10 protein-coding genes and 1 pseudogene are annotated in these 19565 nt (G+C 65.1%); 2 read left to right on the top strand and 9 right to left on the bottom strand.

Annotated elements, in window-relative coordinates:
- From GTP58_RS24745 to GTP58_RS24705, 9 genes and pseudogenes are all read right to left on the bottom strand, one after another.
- Window positions 1–243, bottom strand: a pseudogene (locus GTP58_RS24745) (hypothetical protein); the annotation flags it as partial.
- A 98-nt stretch (window positions 244–341) separates the two neighbouring features.
- On the bottom strand, window positions 342–797 hold the full coding sequence (locus GTP58_RS24740; protein ID WP_161079713.1) for a hypothetical protein: 456 nt from the start codon (window positions 795–797) through the stop codon (window positions 342–344).
- A 44-nt stretch (window positions 798–841) separates the two neighbouring features.
- Window positions 842–5536 carry a PEP-CTERM sorting domain-containing protein gene (locus GTP58_RS24735; protein ID WP_161079712.1) on the bottom strand — a complete coding sequence of 1565 codons (4695 nt, stop codon included), beginning with the start codon at window positions 5534–5536 and terminating at the stop codon, window positions 842–844.
- Between the two features lie 245 nt (window positions 5537–5781).
- Window positions 5782–7560, bottom strand: coding sequence for an MFS transporter (locus GTP58_RS24730; protein WP_229215725.1), 1779 nt, complete (start codon window positions 7558–7560; stop codon window positions 5782–5784).
- 11 nt (window positions 7561–7571) lie between these two features.
- Window positions 7572–8669 carry an N-acetylglucosamine-6-phosphate deacetylase gene (gene nagA, locus GTP58_RS24725; RefSeq protein ID WP_072786692.1) on the bottom strand — a complete coding sequence of 366 codons (1098 nt, stop codon included), beginning with the start codon at window positions 8667–8669 and terminating at the stop codon, window positions 7572–7574.
- Between the two features lie 4 nt (window positions 8670–8673).
- Window positions 8674–9441, bottom strand: coding sequence for a DeoR family transcriptional regulator (locus GTP58_RS24720; protein ID WP_161079711.1), 768 nt, complete (start codon window positions 9439–9441; stop codon window positions 8674–8676).
- Window positions 9442–9473: 32 nt separating this feature from the next.
- On the bottom strand, window positions 9474–10817 hold the full coding sequence (locus GTP58_RS24715) for a D-tagatose-bisphosphate aldolase, class II, non-catalytic subunit (protein ID WP_161079743.1): 1344 nt from the start codon (window positions 10815–10817) through the stop codon (window positions 9474–9476).
- Between the two features lie 2 nt (window positions 10818–10819).
- The gene (locus GTP58_RS24710; protein WP_161079710.1) at window positions 10820–11764 is read right to left on the bottom strand and encodes an ROK family protein; all 945 of its coding nucleotides are present in this window, start codon (window positions 11762–11764) and stop codon (window positions 10820–10822) included.
- Window positions 11751–12887 carry an SIS domain-containing protein gene (locus GTP58_RS24705; protein ID WP_161079709.1) on the bottom strand — a complete coding sequence of 379 codons (1137 nt, stop codon included), beginning with the start codon at window positions 12885–12887 and terminating at the stop codon, window positions 11751–11753. Before GTP58_RS24705 ends, GTP58_RS24710 begins: the two co-directional genes overlap by 14 nt.
- Window positions 12888–13160: 273 nt before the next feature.
- On the opposite strand from GTP58_RS24705, the gene GTP58_RS24700 reads away from it, so the two are divergent.
- Window positions 13161–16466 carry a TIM-barrel domain-containing protein gene (locus tag GTP58_RS24700; RefSeq protein ID WP_161079708.1) on the top strand — a complete coding sequence of 1102 codons (3306 nt, stop codon included), beginning with the start codon at window positions 13161–13163 and terminating at the stop codon, window positions 16464–16466.
- A gap of 105 nt (window positions 16467–16571) precedes the next feature.
- A complete protein-coding gene (locus tag GTP58_RS24695; RefSeq protein WP_202413844.1) occupies window positions 16572–19535 on the top strand; it encodes a TonB-dependent siderophore receptor in 2964 nt (987 codons plus the stop codon).
- Window positions 19536–19565 lie beyond the last annotated feature (30 nt).

Here is a 19565-nt window from a genome sequence, read left to right as displayed (position 1 = left end):
GGCGCCGCCAGTGGCACTGGCGCTATCGCTGGCGCCGCTGGAACCGGGCTGGCTGGCCGCTGCGGTGCCGCCGCTACCGCCGTTGCTGCCGTTGCCGCCCGGCGCCACGCCGGCGCTGCCAGCGGTGCCGGCGGTGCCGGTCTGGACGAGATCAACTGCGTAAGCCTGGCTGACGGCCAGGGAAAGTAGCAGGGGGACCAGCCGCTGGGGCAGGCGTGAGGAAACAGGCGACAGTAGACGCATGGGACTAGCCTTTCGTTCAGGATCAGGATCAGGAGTGGGGGGGAGAACTGGCCGGGTCCATACTGGACGCCGGCCGTACCGCTTGGCGCTCGACTGGCTTAGCGGTTTGCTGCTTTATCTTGCTGGATCAGTTTGGCCAGCTGCGACTGCTGGCCGACTGCGTCGAGCGTCAGGATTTTGTCGACCGGAATGGTTTGCGACTCCGGGCCATGCCAGTCGTTCTTGCGGCGGCTGACAACGCGGTTGCCTTGCTGGCCGTCAGGCTGCTGGTAGGACTGGATGAAATACACATCGCCAAGCCGCAGATAGGCGGGCTTGGCTTCCAGCAGCACGCCGTAATACACCTGGCCGTTGACCAGCTGTACGCTGTACAGGCTGCCGACCGGGCCCGGTGTCAGGACGCGCTCGGCGCTTTTATTCCATTCGCTGGCGGCCAGCGTGGCCAACGCTGCCGAACCGATCAGTCCCAGCGCGAGCGCCGCAGTCACTTGCCATGATTTCCAGCCGCTCGTCTGTTTTGCGGTGGCGGGCAATTCCAGTGTTTCCATTTTCATGTGATGTGGTTCCTGTTGATGAAGAGTTGCTTCGATGTCGGTGCTCATGCGGCACCGCGCATGGTGGCGCCGCGGCGGCGCTGCAGCAGTACCAGCATCAGGCCGGCCAGGCTCATGGCCCAGGTCGCCGGTTCCGGCACCGGCGAGGTGCCCACCGCGTAGCTGAAGGCAAAGCCACCGGCATGGGTGGAGGTCAGCGCCGAGGCGATCTCCAGGCTTTGCTGGCCAGCCTCAAACCGGCCCAGGTCCAGCGTGCCGTCGCTGAAGAAGCTTTGCGCTTCGCTCAGTGAGCCAAAGGTATGCGCGTAAATCAGCGTGCCTTTGCTGTTGATGGTCAGGCTCAGCTGATCGAAGCCGCTGCCGATGCCATAGTTGGACAGCCAGCCGACGCTCAAATTGCCCGCTGCCGTGGTCTGGAAATCAAACACCCCGCTGGTGACATAGGTGTGGCTGACGCCTGCCGTCGGGTCGGCATACGACGCGCCTTGCACGCCAGCGCCGAGCACCTTGCCGATTGCGGCTGCGGCATGCGGTGTGGCGGCCAGCAGCGCGGTGCCGTCGGCTGGCAGGCCATTGACGACCGATACCGCCTGGCTGGTGTCGATTGCGCGCAGACTGCCCAGCAGGCCATTGCTGCCATAGCTGGCGGTGGTGCTGGCGCCGGCTTCCGCGCCAGTGACCGGTGCGCTGGCCTTGGCAGTAGCCAGGCCATGCAGGCCATCGCTGGCGCTGCTGATGGCGGTGGCGCTGCCGCTGCCTTGGGCGTAGGCGTTGGCGGTATTGCTGCCAGCACCAATGCCATCAGCACGTGCCAGCGCAACCGCACCACTGGTACCGGTGCCGCTGCTGAGGGCGCGGCTGTTGGCGCTGGCAGCGCTGCCGTCCTGGGTGCTGCGCGCCCATGCCGAGGCGTTTGCCTGGCCCGGTTTGTAGTAGGAATAGGCAGTGCCGCTGGCGGTAGCATTGGCGCTGGCCGCGCCACGCGCGGTGACGTTGGCGCTGGCCGTGGCGTTGCCGCTCTGGCCGCGGTACACGCTCTCGCCGCCGGTGGCCAGGCTGCTGCCCGTCACTGCCGTATTGCTACGGGTGGAGGCAAGCACCAGTTCGCTGATGGCGGCGCCGCCGCTGCCGTTAGCGCCGCTGCCGCTGTTGTAGACGCCACTGCCGCCATTGGCATTGAGCGTTGCGCTGAGGCTGGCGGCGCTGCTATCGCTCAAGGTCAGGCGTGAGACGCCGGTGCCGCCATTGCCGGCGCCGCCCCGGGAACTGAGGCCGCCATCGCCGCCCCGTGCGCTCTGGATCAGCGCCAGCGCGCCTGCCGTGCGGCCGCTGGCCTGGTTGACGGCCGCCGTGCTGGCGCCATCCGGGGCCAGGTCGGTGCCCGTGTTCGAGCCGCTGTCGCCGCCGCGCTGCAGCACTTCCACGGTGACGTTGCCGGTGTCGGACTGGCCGTAAGCAGTGGCGAGGCCCTGGCCCCCCACCGTGTGGTAGCCGCCAGTGCCGCCATAGGCCTTGGCCACCGCATTGACGCTGGCGGCGCCAGTGCTGGTCAAGCTGGTCTGGGCGGTGGCATCGCCGCCTTTGACGCGGTTGCCGCCGCTGCCGCCGGTAGCGCTGGCGGTGCCGGACAGGTTGCTGTTGCTGCTGACCGTAACGATGGCCGTGCCGGTGCCGGCGGCGCTGCCGTTGGCGATGGTGCTGGTACCGCCATTGCCGCCGGTGGCGGTGGCGGAGACATTAAGTTCCTGCTGCGTGACGCCGCTCAGCGACAAGGTCGACGTGGCATTGCCGGCTTTGCCGCCCAGGCCGCCGGTACTGTTGCCGCCGTTGCCGGCGGTGACACTCTGCGCCAGCGTGAGCACGCCGCCGGTGTTGCTGCCGGAGACCGTATTGAGCAAACTCAGCGAAGCGCCATCGCCGCCGCCAGCGCCGTTGCCGCCATCGCCGCCGCTGCCGCCCCGGGTGTCGGTGCTGGCGAGCGCCGTGCCGCCCTTGGTGACGGTGTTGGCCAGGCTGGTCGCCAGCGCGCCGTTGCCGCCGCGCTGGCCGCTGCCCCAGGCGACGCTGCCGTTGCCGCCCGTCGCGCGCGCCGTCGCCGCCGCGTTGCTATCGGCCGTGGCGTAGGCACTGGCGGTGGCGGTATTGCCGGCCGCCGATTGCACCGGGCCGGTTGGTGTCGAGGAACCGGTAATGCTGTAGTAGCTGCTCAATGTCACGTTGCCGCCGCCGCTCGCGTTGGCCTCGACTACGAGATTGCCGCCCGCACCCACCGTGCTGCCGCGGGCTTCGGCGCGGCCGGTGCCGCCATTGCCGATACGGCCGCCACTGCCGGTGGCAACGCCACTCATGCCGCCGGCGGCAGTGGCGAGCAGGTTCAGCGAAGCGCCCGCCGTGGTCGATGCGACGTTCAGCACCGAAAGCGTATCGCCGCCGCGGCCGCCGTTGAAGCCCGCGCCGCCGTCGGCGCGGTCCGCGCTCAGCGCCGCCGTGGTGGTGGCGGCCTTCACATCATTGAGAACCAGGCGATTTTCTGCCGATCCGGCATTGCCGCCGTTGCCGCCGGTCCGGTCGGTGTCGCCGCCAAAGCCGCCGCGCATCCCTTGCGTCAGGCTCAATGTGCCGCTGGTGGTGCCGTACACGGCATTGCTGACGACAACGTTGCCGCCATTGCCGCCATTGGCGCCTGCCAGGCCTTTGCCGCCATTGCCGCCAGTATCGTAGGCATACACCGTGGTTTTGGCCAGGTCGGACTTGGCATGGGCAGACGAGCCCGTGCCGATCAGGCTGCCGCCATCACCGCCGTGTGCGCCGCTGCCGCTGCCTGAACCGCCGTCGCCGCCCATGGTGCGGGTGAGGACCGAGACGGTATACAGATTGCGTCCAGGGCCGCCGCTATTTTCAGCGTAAGCAACGCTCTGCGCGGCGCCGCCATTTTGGCCGTTGCCGGCGTCACTCGAGCCGCCGGCGCCGCCGTAAGACTGGCCGATGACACTGACGTTGGCGTTGCCGCCGACGATGCCGCTGACCTCGGTGCGGCCGGTGCCGCTGGTACCGGCCGCGCCGGTATGGCTCCAACCGCCATTGCCGCCGTAGCCGCTCGAGGTCAGTGACAAGCCACGGCTGTTGGTGTCGGTGATGCTGAGTGCGGAGCTACCGTTGCCACCGGCACCGCCGCGGCCACTATCGCTGCCGCCGCCCGACCCGCCTGCGGCCGATTGGTCGAAGGACTGTAGGGCGCTGTTGGCATGCATGGTGTTGGACAGGTTGTTAGCGGCGCCGGCGCCACCGTTGGCGCCATTGATGCCGGTACCGCCCGCGCCGCCGGTGGTCGAGACGTATAGCCTGGCCTCGCCGGTGTCTTTGTTCAGCAATGTGGCGGCGGCGCTGGCAGTGGCGCTGCCGCCGGTACCGCCGCTATAACCTAGCCCCGAGCCGGTGCCGCCCTTGCCCCCGCGGGCGCGGGCGAACACGGTGGTTTGCTGGTCAGCCTGTGCTTGGGTGGTCGCGGTGGCGCTGCCGCCGGCCTGGCCGTTGCCATTGCCGCTGGTGTAACCGCCGCCGATGCCGCCCACCGCGCCGGCCGACGCATAATCGCTGTTGCTCAGGGTAAGGTTCAGGCTGGCACTGGCATTGCCCGCTAAGCCGGCGCTACCGCCAGCGCCGGCGTTGCCGCCGTTACCGGCCGTCGCGGCCACGGTGGGGGCGTACACCACCCGCGCCACTTTGCCGCCCAGCGTCAGGTTGGCGTTGGCGTTGCCGCCGTTGCCGGCCACGCCGCTGAGCGTATCGCCGCCGTTGCCGCCGGTGGCGTTGGACTGGGCCCAGACCTGGCCGAAATTGTCTGCACCAAATTTGGTGCTAAGGGCCAGCGTGAGTGTGGAGGCGGCGCTGGCGCCGTTGCCGGCCTGTGCACTATCGCTGGCGCCGCCGTTGCCGCCTGCTGCTGTCTGGTTCAGATTGCCGCGCGATATATCCGTATTGCTGAAATTGGTATTCAGCAGCGATTGCCCGCCATTGCCGCCGCGCGCACCTTGCAGGCCGGCGCCGCCGTTGCCGCCGCGCTGGGTCAGCGTGAACTGGCCGGTATTGACAGTGCCGCCCAGGCTGGCGTTGCTGCTGGCTTCGCCGCCAGCGCCGCCCTGGAAGGCGCTGCCATAGCCGGCGCCACCGTTGCCGCCGGTGCCGGTCACCGACAGCGTCAGCGTGCCGCTGCCGATGCTTGGGGTGGCCAGGCTCAGGCTGCCGTTGGCCAGCGCGCTGCCGCCGTTGCCGCCATTGCTGCCCAGGCCCGCCAGCGTGCCGCTGCCAGCGGCACCGGGCTGGCCAGCGTCACCACCGGTGCCACCCACGGCGGCAACCGTCAGGCTAGCGCTGCCGTTGAGCGTGGCGATATTTTTTGCCGCTGCAGCGCTGGCATTGCCGCCGTTGCCGCCCGCGCCGCCATTGCCGCCATTGAGGCTGGCATTGCCAGCGCCGCCGTTGCCACCCGCACCGCCGGCACCGCCATTGGCGGCCGCGCTATTGTTGTCCGTGGCCGAGCCGTTGTTATTGGCAGTGGCGTTGCCGCCCACCCCGCCTTGGGTGCCGTTGCCACCTGGCGTGGCGCCTGCGGTGCCTGCCAGGCCGGCCGTGCCGTTCTGGGTGACGTCCACGGCATAAGCCTGGCTGACTGCCAGCGATAACAGGACGGGCACCAGCGTGTGCGACAGGCTCAAATGCCTGGAAGAGGACTCATGCATGGGGCAAACCTTTCAGAGAGTACAGCGGGAAGGAGGGGGAAGTGCAAATACATCAACAAGTGCATATTTGATATTGAGGATATGATAATACGCAAATAACAATTGATGCAAGGGTGTTAACAATTATTTCTTTGCAAGGAAGATTGCGCCAGATGAATGTAAAGCAGCGTTAGCGCAGCAGGGGGAGGGGAATCAGGAGGGAAAAACCACGGTGGCGAACCTGGGGTGCGCCACCGTTTGATGCATCAGCCCTTGCGGGCGAAGTGGGCTTCGATTTCTTCCAGTGTCTTGCCTTTGGTTTCAGGCAGCAGGAAGGTGGCAGTCAGGAAGTACAGCAGGGTGCAGCCAGCCCAGCCGAAGAACATGGTGGCGTAGCCGTACTGGCCCACGGTGGGCAGGAATACCGCAGCGATCACGGTCGAGACAAACTGGTTGATGAGCAGCGCGATGCTCATGCCGTTGGAGCGGATGCGGGTTGGCATGAGTTCCGACAGCGCCAGCCACACGCACACGCCCGGTCCCACCGCAAAGCTGGCGACAAACAGGCACATGGCCAGCGCCACCCACCAGCCATGCGCGGTGGGCGGCACGGCGGCGATGTCGGCGCGTTCGATGTGCAGCGGCGCGTTCTGGCCTTCGGCCGGATCGGCAAATGGATTCAGATGCAGCTTGCGGAAGAAGGCGCCGATGACGCTGTCCGGCTGCACGGTTTCTTCGCGGCTCATGCGCAGCACCGGCAGGGCGGCGTCGTCGCTGCGGCGCGTCTGCACGTTGGTGAACGGGCCGTAGGAATAGGCCACGGTCAGCTGCTGCGGCGCTTCCTTGAGGTTGACGCCCAGCGAAGTTACGGTGGCGTCGTCCAGGCGCAGGGCCAGGCTGTCCGACTGGATATGCGCCTGCAGTTGCGGACGCACGTCGCGCTGGCCGCCTTCGACGCTGCGGAACAGCAGGCCCGCTGCCAGCAGCGCGGTAACGATGCCGCCCGTGCCCAGCATCAGCAGGAACTTGCGGCCTTTGCGGTCCACCAGGACCACCGCGACGATGGTCATGAGCGCGTTCAGCACTTTCAGCACGACGTCGGCGGTGTTGGCAGTCGCGCCGGGCAGGCCGGCCTGGTTCAGGATGTTGACGACGTAGGCCAGCACGGAATTGATGCCGGTGGCCTGGTTCAGCGCCAGCACCAGGCAGGCGATCAGGAAGGGCAGCATGTAGCGGCGGCTCAGCAGCGGATCGCTGGCGGCGGGTGTGCCCGCAGTGGCGGCGGCTGGCGCCAGGGCTTGCTGGATCTCGCGCAGCTCGGCCTCCGCTTCGTCGGCTGGACGGGTGCGCAGCAGGGCGGTGCGGGCTTCTTCAATGCGGCCGCGGCGTGCCAGCCAGCGCGGCGATTCAGCCAGCAGCAGGCTGCCGGCCGTGAACACCAGGCCTGGCGTCAGGCACCACCAGAAGATGCTGCGCCAGGCGTTGTCCTTGGCTGCAAACACCGCTGCCACGCGCTCCGTCTCCGACAGCGCCTGGGCGGCGGCGGTGGCGCTTTCCACCGTGTGCGCTTGCAGCAGGCCGACTACTGCGGCGGCCACCAGGCCTATCGTCAGCAGCAGCTGGAACAGCGCGGCGCCACGGCCACGCTGGCGCGCATGCAGGCATTCGGCCAGGTACAGCGGCACAATCACGCCGATCAGGCCACCGCTGATGCCTTGCAGCAGGCGGCCCAGCAGCAGCGGGATGTAGCCATCGGCCAGCGCGATCAGCGGAATGCTGAGCGAGAACAGCACGCCGGACAGCACCATCGCCCAGCGGCGGCCGATCCAGTCAGCCAGCGCACCGGCAAACAGCGACGACAGCACGGAACCCAGCAGCACCGCTGCCACAATAAAACTCAGTTGCTGAGCACTTAAACGCCATGCCACCGAGGCGGTGGATTCCAGATAGGGCAAGGCGCCGGCAATGATGCCAACGTCGATTCCGTAAAGTAGTCCACCCATCCCTGCAATGAACAGTAAAAATCCCATGGCGCGTGCTTGCATCGAGTCTCCGGCTAGTTGGTGGTTAGATCGATGGCTTCACCTTCAACGAAGACGGCCACCGGTTGTAATTCTTTGTTGAGCACCACAATATCGGCCCAGGCGCCTTGCGCCAGACGGCCACGTTCGGTCTCGCCCAGGTAGTCCGCTGGGTAGAGCGACAAACGGTTCGACGCATCGGCCAGGTCCAGTCCCAGCCCGATGAAATTACGCAAAGCCTGGTCCATGGTCAGCACGCTGCCGGCCAGCGATCCTGTGGCCAGCCGCACGCAGCCCGCGCACTTGTAGACGCGCTGGCTGCCGAGGCCATATTCGCCATCCGGCATGCCGGTGGCGGCGGTGGCGTCGGTAATGCCGTACAGGCGCGGAATCGCGCGCAGCGCGGCGCGGATGGCGCCCGGTTCCACGTGCTGGAGGTCGGGAATAATTTCGGCATACTCAGCGTGCGCCAGTGCGGCGCCAACGATGCCGGGATTGTAGTGGCTCAGTGCCGTCATGCCGTTGTACAGATGCGTGAAGCCGGCTGCACCGGCCTTCAGTGCGGCCACGCCATCTTCATAGCTGCCGTTGCTATGGCCGATCTGCACGCGGATGCCGAGTTGATTGAGTTGCGGGATCAGCTCCAGGTGGCCTTCAACTTCGGTGGCCAGCGTCATGGCGCGGATCGGCGCCAGTTCGTGGTAGCTGCGCACCAGGTCCATGCTGCCAACAGCGATGGCGTCTGCCGGCTGCGCGCCGAGGCGGTGAATGCTCAGGAACGGGCCTTCCAGATGCACGCCCAGCATGCGCGCACCGCCGCTCGGCCGCTGGGCGATAGTCGGCGCCAGTCCGCGCAAGGCGCGGCGGATCGAGTTGTCGGTGGCGGTCATGGTGGTGCCCAGCATGGCGGTGGTGCCATGCTTTGCGTGCGCGCGCGCCACCGTGGCGCCGGAGTCGCCACCCTGCATGATGTCGACGCCGGCGGCGCCATGCACGTGCAGGTCGATAAAGCCGGGCAGGATGGTCAGCGTGTTGTCCGCGCCGTTGTCTTCGCGGATGTGCTGGATGCGCTGGTCGAAGGCGATGCTGCCGTTGATCCAGCCGTTGGGGGTCAGAATACGTCCACTCAGCACGGCATTACTCCGCAATCAGCAGCTCGATACCTGCTTCGAGCAGGCCGTTGCGGTATTCCGGGCTGATGCCGGCATCGGTAATCACCGCGTGCACGCGGTCCAGCTGCACGATGCGGTGCAGGCTGACGCGGCCAAACTTGGAGGCGTCGGTCAGCACGATGATCTTCTTGGCCCGTTCCACCATCTTGTGATTCAGGCTGGCCTCCGCCTCGTGGTGGGTGGTGACGCCGAACTGCAAATCGAAACCATCGACGCCGAGGAACAGCTTGTCGAAGCTGTAGGCCTGCAAGCAGGCTTCGGCCTGCGTGCCCTGGATCGACAGCGACTGCTTGCGCAGCAGGCCGCCGGTCAGGATCAGGTCCACGCCCGGCGCATCGGCCAGCTCCCAAGCGATATTCAGGCCATTGGTCATGACCGTGATGTTCTGCGCCTCGCGCAAGTGGCGCGCCAGCGAGATGGTGGTGGTGCCGGAGTCGATGATGATGTTATCGCCGGGCTGCACCATGCGCGCCGCGTAGGCGCCGATACGGGATTTCTGTTCGTGGTTGATGGCGTCCTTCTGCGGCACCGTGTGTTCGGTCGGCGGCGTGCGCGCCAGGGCGGCGCCGCCGTGGCTACGGGTTGCCAGCCCCTGGGATTCCAGTGCACTGAGGTCGCTGCGGATGGTCACCGCAGAGACGCCCATCTGTTCCACCAGTTGGTTGACCTGCACCGATCCGTGCTGGGTGAGCGCCTGCAAAATCGAAGCGCGGCGTTGGCTGGTATGTCGCATGAATTTGCTGTAAATCTGTCAAAACAGGCAGCTTAACAGATCGCAGCTGCGCTGCCAGCAGAAGCGTTATGGGCGGCTGCTGCGTTGCGGTTGCAGGCGCGCGCGTACTGCGCCAGCAGGCGGCTGATTTTATGTTCGAGCAGGGCGTTGGCGCGCGGCGCCAGCTGGCCTTGCAGCACTTCCAGGTATTGTTCCGGCAGGTGCTGGCTGAGCAGCGACAGCGGTATCTCCAGCGCATCCAGGTTGGCGATCAGCTTCTCTACCGCCACCACCACCGGCGCTTCGCCCCAGTAGTAGCGGCAACGGTCGCTCAGGCCGTAGCGGCGCAGCAGGCGCTGTTCCGCGCTGCTGCCCGGATAGTGCCTGGCCCAGTGTTTGGGTTGCGCCAGCATGGTGTCGTCCAGCACCTGCATCAGGCGCGAGACCTGGCTGGCCGGTACCAGTTCTTGTTCGATCTGGCACAGCGCCATCAGGGCTTCGCGCAGGGCGAAGGTGGCGGCCGGACCGACCTTGAGGATGGCAAAGTGATCGCGCACCATCTCGTGCAGCGCCGTTTCGCGCTGGTAGTCGGTGGAGTGGGCTTCGAACACGATGCCCGGCTGGCCGGCGACAAAGGCCGATAGCTCGGTGGCCTGGGCCGCGTCGTAGTGCTGGATCTGGGTATGGTCGAAGTCCACGCCCGGCTGCACCACCATGGCGATCACACGGCGCCAGGCGGCGTGCAGGTTCTGCTCCATGAAGGCTTTGTGGTGCACGTCCAGCGTGCGGCGCGCGGCTTGCGGCGAGGTGACGGCGCCGGCTTGCGCCAGGTTGGCTTCGCCGCCCGGAATCGGCACTTCGGTGCCGATCACATACACCGGCGGCGGCAGGCCAGCCTGGTCGGCGGCCTGCTCGGCGACGATGCACAGACGGGCGGAGCGTGCGGCAATCACTTCGTCGCTCAGGTATTGCGGATCATCGGCGCAGCGCATGCTGCAATCGAGGTGAATTTTGTGGAAGCCGGCCGCCGCGTACGCCGCGATCAGGATTTCGGCGTTCTGCATGGCGGTGGCGCTGTCCAGCCCTTGCCACGCGTTGGGGCCGAGGTGATCGCCACCCAGCACCAGACGCGCAAGCGGGAAGCCTTGCTGACGCGCCAGATCGTGGACGTAGGCGACAAACTGCGGTGGCGTCATGCCGGTGTAGCCGCCGAACTGGTCCACCTGATTCGAGGTCGCCTCCACCAGCAGCACGGTGTCGTAGGTGCTGGCCACTTTCATGGCGGCGCGCAGCACGCTCGGATGGCTGCAGCATACGCTGTACAAACCGGCCGCTTCGCCACGGCGGTGCGCGGCAATGATCTGCTGGACAGGGGAGAGGGAATCGGTCGTGTTCATCATCAGTCGTTCAGTTGTTGTCGGGCGAGGAGGGCGGCGCCGCGTGCACCGCCGGCGTCGCCGAAGGCAGGCGGTAATACCGGTGGCGTTCGCACGCCGCAGAACAGGTGCCGGCTCATGGCGGCTGGCAGTTTTTCGTACAGGTGCGCCAATTGGGACAGGCCGCCGCCGAGCACAATCGCGTGCGGGTCCAGCGTCAGCACCAGCGTGGCCAAGGCGTGGCCCAGCAGGTCCAGGTGGATATCCAGCGTTTGCAGGGCGATGGCTGAGCCGCTTTGCGCGCGGGCGACGATGGACAGCGGCGTTTCATCGCCGCCGCCGAAGTGGCGGTGCAAATTGCTCATGCCGGGGCCGGAGACATAGCGTTCCAGGCAGCCGCGCCGTCCGCACGGGCAGTCGTACAGCGGCAGGCCGTAGGGCTCCAGCTGCGCGGCGGCCAGCGGCCAGTGGCCCCATTCGCCGGCCACGCCGTTCGAGCCGCGCAACAGACGGCCATTGACGCAGTAGCCGCCACCAGCACCGGTGCCGATGATGGCGCCGAACATGGTGGGCACGCCATCCGCTGCGCCGCCCTGTGCTTCGGACAGCGCAAAACACTGGCAGTCGTTGCCAACGGCGAGTGGGCGCTGCAAGGCGTCCTGCAGCGATTGCACCACCAGGCGGCCGTTCAGCGCCGGTACGTTGGAGCTGAGCTGGCGGCCGGTGACGCTGTCGATCACGCCCGGCAGGCCGATGCCGACCGGCGCGCGCAACCCCAGCGCTGCGTCGGCGCGTTCGATCAATCCCTGCATGGCGCCGATGAATTCGGCGAAGTCGGTGCCCGGCGTGGCGATACGCTCACGGTGCACTTCACGCAGCCTGGCGTTTTGGTCGGCAAAGGCAACCAGTTCTATCTTGGTGCCGCCGATGTCGATGCCGTGGTAGCCGCGCATGTCAGAACTCGTCATGACGGTAGATGGTGACGCCTTGCACCACGCGGTTCACGATGCCGCCCTTGAATGGATTGTCGGGACGCAGCTGCAGCAGCGCCGACTGGTGCAGCGCGTACTGCTGCGCCATCAGCAGCCACAGAGGCGCCAGCCAGGCGTCCGGCCAGGCCGGGGTGTCGATGGAGAAGTCGCCGCCGGCGCCCACGGTCAGCACATCGGCTGCCACCTGGTCGCGGCGCAGTTCTTCCACCAGATCGTGCTCGTAACGGCGCGACAGCGGATCGGCGCTGCGGAACAGCAGCACCAGCGTTTCCGGATTGACGGCGGCCTTGGGGCCATGGCGGAAACCGAGCGCGCTGTTTGCCATGGTCATGACGGAACCGGCGGTCAGCTCCATGATCTTCAGCGCGGCTTCCTTGGCCAGCGCTTCCAGCGGGCCGCTGCCCAGGTAGATCACGCGCGACACGCGCCTGGCGGCCAGCGCAGCGACTGGCGCCGACCACAGGCCCTGCGCCTGCTCGCCCAACTGGGCCAGCTTGTTCAGGCGCTCCGGTTGGAAGTCCGGATCGAGCGCGGACAGCGCCGCCAGCAGCATGCAGGTGAAGCTGCTGGTCATCGCGAAGCCGCGGTCGCAACTGGCGGCCGGCATCATCAGGTTCAAGCTCGCGCTGTCATTGGCGCCTTGCTGCGCCAGGTCGCCTTCCGCGTTGCAGGTGATATTCAGGAAGCGTGCATTCGGCACCAGGTCGCGCACCAGCTGCACGGCGCCGGTGCTTTCCGGGCTGTTGCCGCTGCGGGCGAAAGAGACCAGCAGCGTGGGCGCGCTGCTGTCCAGGTACAGGGCAGGGTGTGTCAGCAGGCTGGTGGTGGAGATGGCGCGCACCTGGCATGGCCAGGCGGCGTTGATTTCGTCCGCGATGATCTCGCCCACATACGCCGAGCTGCCGGCGCCGGTCAGGATCACGCGCTGTTGCGGATTGTGCAGGCTGTCGCCAAGGAAGGCGGCGATGCGGCTTTGCTCAGCGCCCAGATGCGCCGCCAGTTCGCGCCAGAGGGCTGGCTGGTGGGCGATTTCTTCTGCGGTCTCAAGGCCGCCTATGTCGCGCCAGTCGGTGGTCGTACGCTGGAATAAGGTAGTCATCGAAAGATTTTTCTTGGTTGGGTCGAAGAAAGAATAAGGTTTAATTTTCGAAATGTCAAATTCGAAAGTAAAAAGAAAGTTTTAACATGGCTTCACTAGGGCGCGTTGTAGCAGTTTTGCCACGAAAACGAAAGTTAATGAATCTGCATGCACCTAATACGAAAGATTTGAGTCATTTTTTTGAAATATTTCCTTTCTTTTTGTTGACCGCATTTGTTTTTATTTCTAGAGTAAATGCATCACAACGGATTTTCTTTCGAAAACTAAGTAACTATGAAACGAATTTCAGCCATTGTCGCCATGCTTGCCAGCGGTCCCTTGCTTGCTGCTCCGATTGGTAACTTACGTAGCGTAAGCACCGCTGCGGGCCAGCAGTGGGATCTGGTGACGGATACCGGCGCTCATATACAGATTAGCCTGCCGCGCGCCGATGTGCTGCATATCTGGGCCGGCCCCAAGTCCGGCCTGACCGGCGCGGGCGACAAGGCGGCGCCGATTGTGGTGGCCACGCCGGCCGCTTCGGTGGAGCACAGCGTCAGCGAACAGCCTGACCATCTTGTGATCAGCACCAAAACACTGAGCTTGCGTATCGACCGCAAGCCACTGCGTTTCAGCCTGTTCCGCGCGGGCGATACGCAAGCGCTGTGGCGCGAGGTGCAGCCGCTGGAGCTGGGCGACAAGCAAAGCGTGCAGACGCTGTCGAGCGACAAGGCCGAGCGTTTCTTTGGCGGCGGCCAGCAGAATGGCCGCTATGAATTCAAGGGCAAGCAGCTGCAAGTGTCGTACTCGGGCGGCTGGGAAGAGGGCGACCGTCCAAGTCCGGCGCCGTTTCTTATGAGTTCGCGCGGCTGGGGCATGCTGCGTAACACCTGGTCGGACGGCAGCTACGATCTGCGCCAGGGCGACCAGATCTCGCTGGAGCATGACGAAGCGCGCTTCGATGCGTATTACTTTGTCGGCAAGGACGTGCGCGATGTGCTGGCGCGCTACACCGAATGGACCGGCCGCGCGCGCATGCTGCCGCGCTGGGCGCTGGAATACGGCGACGCCGATTGCTACAACGACGGCGACAACGTCAAGAAACCAGGCACGGTGCCGAAAGGCTGGACCGACGGCCCGACCGGCAAGACGCCGGACGTGATTGAAACCGTGGCCCGCCAATACCGCGAGCACGATATGCCAGGCGGCTGGATATTGCCGAATGATGGCTATGGCTGCGGCTACTCGGCGCTGCCGGAGACGGTGCAGGGCCTGGCCAAGTACGGCTTCCGCACCGGCCTGTGGACCGAAAACGGCGTCGAGAAAATGGCGTGGGAAGTCGGCACCGCCGGCACCCGCGTGCAGAAGCTGGACGTGGCGTGGACTGGCAAGGGTTATGAGTTCTCGCTGGATGCCAACAAGTCGGCCTATGACGGCATTCTGAATAATTCCGACGGACGGCCGTTCATCTGGACCGTGATGGGCTGGGCCGGCACCCAGCGTTACGCTGTCACCTGGACTGGCGACCAGAGCGCCAGCTGGGACTATATCCGCTGGCATGTGCCGACACTGATCGGCTCCGGCCTGTCCGGCCAGGCCTATGCCACCGGCGACGTCGATGCGATTTTTGGCGGCAGCCCGGAAACCTATACCCGCGATTTGCAGTGGAAGAGCTTTACCCCGGTGTTGATGGGCATGTCCGGCTGGGCGGCGGCGGAGCGCAAGCACCCGTGGTGGTTTGCCGAGCCGTATGTCAGCATCAATCGCCGCTACCTGAAGCTCAAGATGCGTCTGACGCCGTATATGTACACGCTGATGCGCGAGGCAGAGCAAAGCGGGGCGCCATTGGTACGTGGCTTGATGTGGGATTACCCGAACGATCCCGCCGCCTACACCGAAGCGTATAAATACCAGTACATGCTGGGCCGCGACCTGCTGGTGGCGCCGGTGTACCGCAGCCAGGCCGTGAGCCAGGGCTGGCGCCGCGGCATCCACCTGCCGGAAGGCCAGTGGTTTGAATACTGGGATGGCCGTCAGGCCACGGCCGGCAAGGAAGGCCGCGATATCGACCTGGCTGTCACGCTGGACAAGCTGCCGGTGTTTGTCCGCGCTGGCGCCATCCTGCCGATGTATCCGGAGATGCTGTACGACGGCGAGAAGCCCAAGGATGTGCTGACGCTGGACCTGTATCCGCATGGCGCCTCTGAATACACGCTGTATGAAGACGATGGCAATACCCGCCGCTATCAGGATGGCGCGTTCAGTCAGCAGACCATCCGCATGAATGCTAGCGCCGACGGCGTAACGGTCGATGTGGCGCCGGTGAGCGGCAGCTACGACAAGCAGCTGTCGCGCCGCGCCTATGCGCTGCGCATGCTGGCACGTCAGCGTCCTGCGGCAGTCAGTGTGACCGCTGCGGCAGGCGCCTCGGGTTCTGTGCTGTCGCCACTGGCCGACCGCGCTGCGTTCGACACTGCCAAAGAAGGCTGGTATTTCGACGCCGCTGAACGTCAGGGCACCTTGCATGTGAAGACCGCCAGCCAGGACATCCGCCAGCCGCTGCGCGTCAGCGTGCAGACCGGCGCTGCGCTGGCTGTCGCCGATGACGCTTTCCCTTCTGCGCCGGCATTGGGCCGCGCCATCCCCGCCGACGCGATGATGGTATTGAACCGTCCATCAGAAGAAACCGGCAACCCGCTGGAAAACGCTTTCGACAACAACCCAACCACCTGGTTCCGCACCACGCGCAGCCCGGCGGTGCAGGGCGGGCCGCATGAATGGGTGGTCGGCTTCACCGAACGCCGCCTCATCGACGGCATTGAAATCGCACCGCGCAATGACCAGCACTGGAAGCACGGTCAGATCCGCGACTATGAAATCTACATGGGCGATAACAACGGCGACTGGGGCACGCCAATCAAACGCGGCCAGCTGAAATTGCAGGAAGGTGTGCAGGCGATCAGCTTCGCGCCAACCGCTGGCCGCCTGCTGCGCTTCCGTGTTCTCAGCACGCAGAACCCCGAGGGCGATGGCGCGGCGGGCACCGATCCGATGGTGACTGCGGTCGGCGCATCGGCAGCACGTGCGTTTAACGCTGCCGTCACCAGCGAAGTGGCGCCGATCACGCTGTCCACCTTCCATGTCATGGCTTACCAGCCGAAGGAAGGCCCGGAGCTGCAGCAGTATCTGTCCGACCTGGCACTGCCCAAGAGCGTCAGCCGCGACAAGCCTGCCAATGGCAAGGAGATGCGCATGAACGGCCTGTGGTTCCGCAAAGGCCTGGGCGTCGGCGCGAACAGCCGCATCGATCTGCAACTGGCTGGTAACTGGAATCTGTTGCGCGCCGACCTGGGTGTGGACGACAGCTGCCGCAACGCGGGCGGCTTGCAGTTCCAGGTCTGGAGCGGCGAGCGTCTGTTGTACGACAGCGGCCTGATTACCGCGCCGGCGGTCGTCAAGCCGGAGATCGATGTGCGGGGACTCAGCCAGATCAGCCTGCGCACGCTGGGCGCGCGTGGCAGCAAGCCGGCGCAGGTGTGCGGCAACTGGGCCAACGCGGTCCTCATCGGCACGGAAGGAAGTACCGTCAGCCCACGCTGAGCTAAACAAAGTTTTCACGAGAAAGAACCCCTCTTCGGACCGGGGAGGGGCTGTTGCAGCCTGACGATAACAAACAAACCATGTAAATAAACGAGGGAGATAGTCATGCATATGAAAAAACTGGTGGCCGCGATGATGGCGGTAGGTCTGGCTTCACACGCGCTGGCAGCGGAGGACCCGGAGGATAAAAAGGACGATAAGATCACGCGGGTTGAGGTGACCGGCTCCAGCCTGAAACGCATCAACGCGGAAACGGCGTCGCCGGTGCAGGTCATCGACGCCAGGCAGATCGAGAACATGGGCGCGCGCACGCTGCTGCAGGTGCTGGACAACCTGCCTGCGGCGCGTCCGGCGCAGCAGGACTTCCGCTCGATGTTCACCGGTTCCGACGGCGCCTCGCAAGCCAACCTGCGCGGCCTTGGCGCGCAGGGCACGCTGGTGCTGCTGAACGGCCGCCGTCTGTCGTTCTATGGCGCACCGTCTGGTTTCCAGACCATGTTTGTCAACATCGACGCGATTCCGGCAGCGGCCATCGAACGCATGGAGATCCTGACCGATGGTGCGTCGGCGGTTTATGGTTCGGATGCGGTGGCGGGCGTCATCAACGTCATCACCAAGAAGAGCTACCAGGGCCTCGAGGCGCGCGGCAATATGGATACCGCGCCTGCTGTCAAATCCTACGGCGAACGTCAGGGCAGCCTGATTTACGGCCATGGCGATCTGGGACAGGACGGCTATAACATCTATGGCTCGGTCAACGTGTATCAACGCGACCGCATCTCCACTGCAGACACTTACCTGAAACGTCCCGCAGGCTTCTACGAAAACAATCCGACCTTCGTTCCAGGCTTCCGTGTAGGCGTGGGCAGCGAGCCTGGCGTGATGAACCCGGGGACCTTCTTCGTGTTCGACAAGGCCAACAACAACGCCCGCACCCAGCGTGCTGTGAACGGTTGCAGTACCTATATCACCGAAGCTTCTGGCACCCGCTGCGTGTGGAATTCGCTGCCGTATGCGCTGGACACCGGCCCAACTTCGGACCGTATCACCGGCTACCTGAGCGGCCGCCTGAAACTGGCCGGCGACATGGAAGCCTTTGCGGAAACGGTGTACACCCATATCAAGCTGCGCGGCGAAAATGGCCCGCGTTCGTTCAACAGCGGCACCAACAACAACTGGTTTGCGCGTAATACCGGCACCACGCTGAACACCTTCACGACGCCTTACCTGGGGCCGAACAACTCCTACCTGAAGGGTAAACTGGATGCCGACATGGTCGCCAAGATGGGCGGTGCGGCGGGCCTGAACTACATTCTGCTGGATGCGCCCGGCCACTTCGGCCAGACCAATATCGATGACAGCTACCGTGCGCTGGCTGGCCTGCGCGGCAGCATTGGCAATGGCTGGGACTTTGAAACCGCCGTCACCGTGGCCGGCAGCCACTCGACGCTGTACCAGACCATCAACATCAACACTAAGGGCTTCGAGAAGGCGTTTGGTCCGTTCACCACCGATCCGGCAACCGGCCGCACCTACATCTCGGACAATCCGGCTTACAAGTTTGGCGTCATCAGCGACGCCAACGCGGCGCTGCTGCGTGACGCCTATCCAACCTTCGACATCCAGTCGTGGACCAAGCTGATTACCTGGGACGGCAAGGTGGAAGGCACCATCGCCAAGATCGGCGACCGCGAAGTGCGCGCCGCAGTGGGTGCGAGCCTGATGCGCGAGAGCTTCTCCACGCCGGGCAACCAGGACGCGGCGAACGGCCTGATTACGCAGCAGGGCGGTTCATGGTTCGATGGCCAGCGCAACATCGCTGCCGTATTTGGCGAGGTGGTGGTGCCAGTGACCGACACGCTGGAGCTGAACGCTGCCGCGCGTCTGGACAAATACCCGAACTTTGCCGCCAACCTGGCGCCCAAGCTGGGCGTGCAATGGCGCGCCCGCCCGGAAGTGCTGGTGCGTGGTACCTACTCGGAAGGCTTCCGCGCACCTAACCTGGCGGAGTCGGGCAGTGGCGGCGTGTTCGCGCAGGTGGGCGGCATCCGCGACACCGTGCGCTGCGATGAAACCAATGCGATCGCGCGGGTGTTGATGAAGTCCGTCGCACCGACCGATGTGGACCTGGGCAAGACGCTGCTGAACTCCAACTGCTCGACCACCGTGGGTGGCCTGACGCCGCCAAATCCGCAATTGCGCCCGGAGAAGGCCAAGATCTCGACGGCAGGCCTGGTACTGCAGCCAGCGAAAGACGTCAGCATTTCGGTGGACTACTGGTTCGTCTACCGTCGCAACGAAATCGTGCGCCAGGACTTCAATGAGCTGTTCAAGCAACTGGTCGACAAATACGGCCCAACCCTGGCCGGCAGCGCTGCGGCGACCCGCAACCCGATCAGCGATGCGGACCGCGGCAACATGGCGGCAGTGGCAACCATGTGCCGGAACGCGGCCAATGCGGCTGCTTGCGCAGGTGGCGTGCCAACTTACTCGGTAGGGAATATCGGTGGCCTGATTAACTCCTACTCGAACCGTGGCCGTACGCTGATCGATGGTATCGACGTCGATGCGCGTACCCGTTTCTCGTTTGGCGAAATGGGCAAGCTGAATACCGGCGTATCGGCGACCATCCGCCGCCGCGAAACCTACAACTCGGAAGACGGCACTGGCTTCAGCGGCAACTACGTGGGCTACTACGATTCGCCGCGCATCCGCGCTACCTTCAATGCCGACTGGGCCTACCGTAACTTCGTCACCAGCCTGTTCGTGAACTACACGGGCAAAACCAAATGGGCTGCCGCACCGTGGGATACCGACAACCTGCCAGGTACCTGCATGGCGGCCGGCGTCTCGATGCCGAAAGACCTGTGCGATGGCGCACCTGCTTACTACACGGTCAATCTGGGCCTGAACTGGAAACCGATGAAGAACCTGGAACTGGGCCTGAACGTCAAGAACCTGCTGAACAAGCAGCCTACCTACGATCCGAACGGCTGGGAAGGTTATAACCACAGCACCAATCTGTTCGGACGCCAGTACGCTTTCTCGGCCAGCTACAAGTTCTTTTGATCCGCTACAATGAATCACACTCTCAGAGGT

It is taken from the genome of Duganella sp. CY15W, from assembly GCF_009857555.1.
In the GTDB taxonomy this organism is placed as follows: domain Bacteria; phylum Pseudomonadota; class Gammaproteobacteria; order Burkholderiales; family Burkholderiaceae_D; genus Rugamonas; species Rugamonas sacchari.
The sequence above is the reverse complement of the archived record's forward strand: the minus strand, read 5'-3'. Positions and strand labels throughout refer to the sequence as shown.

Bases quoted from the DNA above. Each gene is read 5' to 3' on its own strand.
- GTP58_RS24740 (WP_161079713.1), bottom strand. From the start codon at position 797: ATGAAAATGGAAACACTGGAATTGCCCGCCACCGCAAAACAGACGAGC.
- GTP58_RS24735 (WP_161079712.1), bottom strand. From the start codon at position 5,536: ATGCATGAGTCCTCTTCCAGGCATTTGAGCCTGTCGCACACGCTGGTG.
- GTP58_RS24730 (WP_229215725.1), bottom strand. From the start codon at position 7,560: ATGCAAGCACGCGCCATGGGATTTTTACTGTTCATTGCAGGGATGGGT.
- GTP58_RS24720 (WP_161079711.1), bottom strand. From the start codon at position 9,441: ATGCGACATACCAGCCAACGCCGCGCTTCGATTTTGCAGGCGCTCACC.
- GTP58_RS24715 (WP_161079743.1), bottom strand. From the start codon at position 10,817: ATGAACACGACCGATTCCCTCTCCCCTGTCCAGCAGATCATTGCCGCG.
- GTP58_RS24710 (WP_161079710.1), bottom strand. From the start codon at position 11,764: ATGACGAGTTCTGACATGCGCGGCTACCACGGCATCGACATCGGCGGC.
- GTP58_RS24705 (WP_161079709.1), bottom strand. From the start codon at position 12,887: ATGACTACCTTATTCCAGCGTACGACCACCGACTGGCGCGACATAGGC.
- GTP58_RS24700 (WP_161079708.1), top strand. From the start codon at position 13,161: ATGAAACGAATTTCAGCCATTGTCGCCATGCTTGCCAGCGGTCCCTTG.
- GTP58_RS24695 (WP_202413844.1), top strand. From the start codon at position 16,572: ATGCATATGAAAAAACTGGTGGCCGCGATGATGGCGGTAGGTCTGGCT.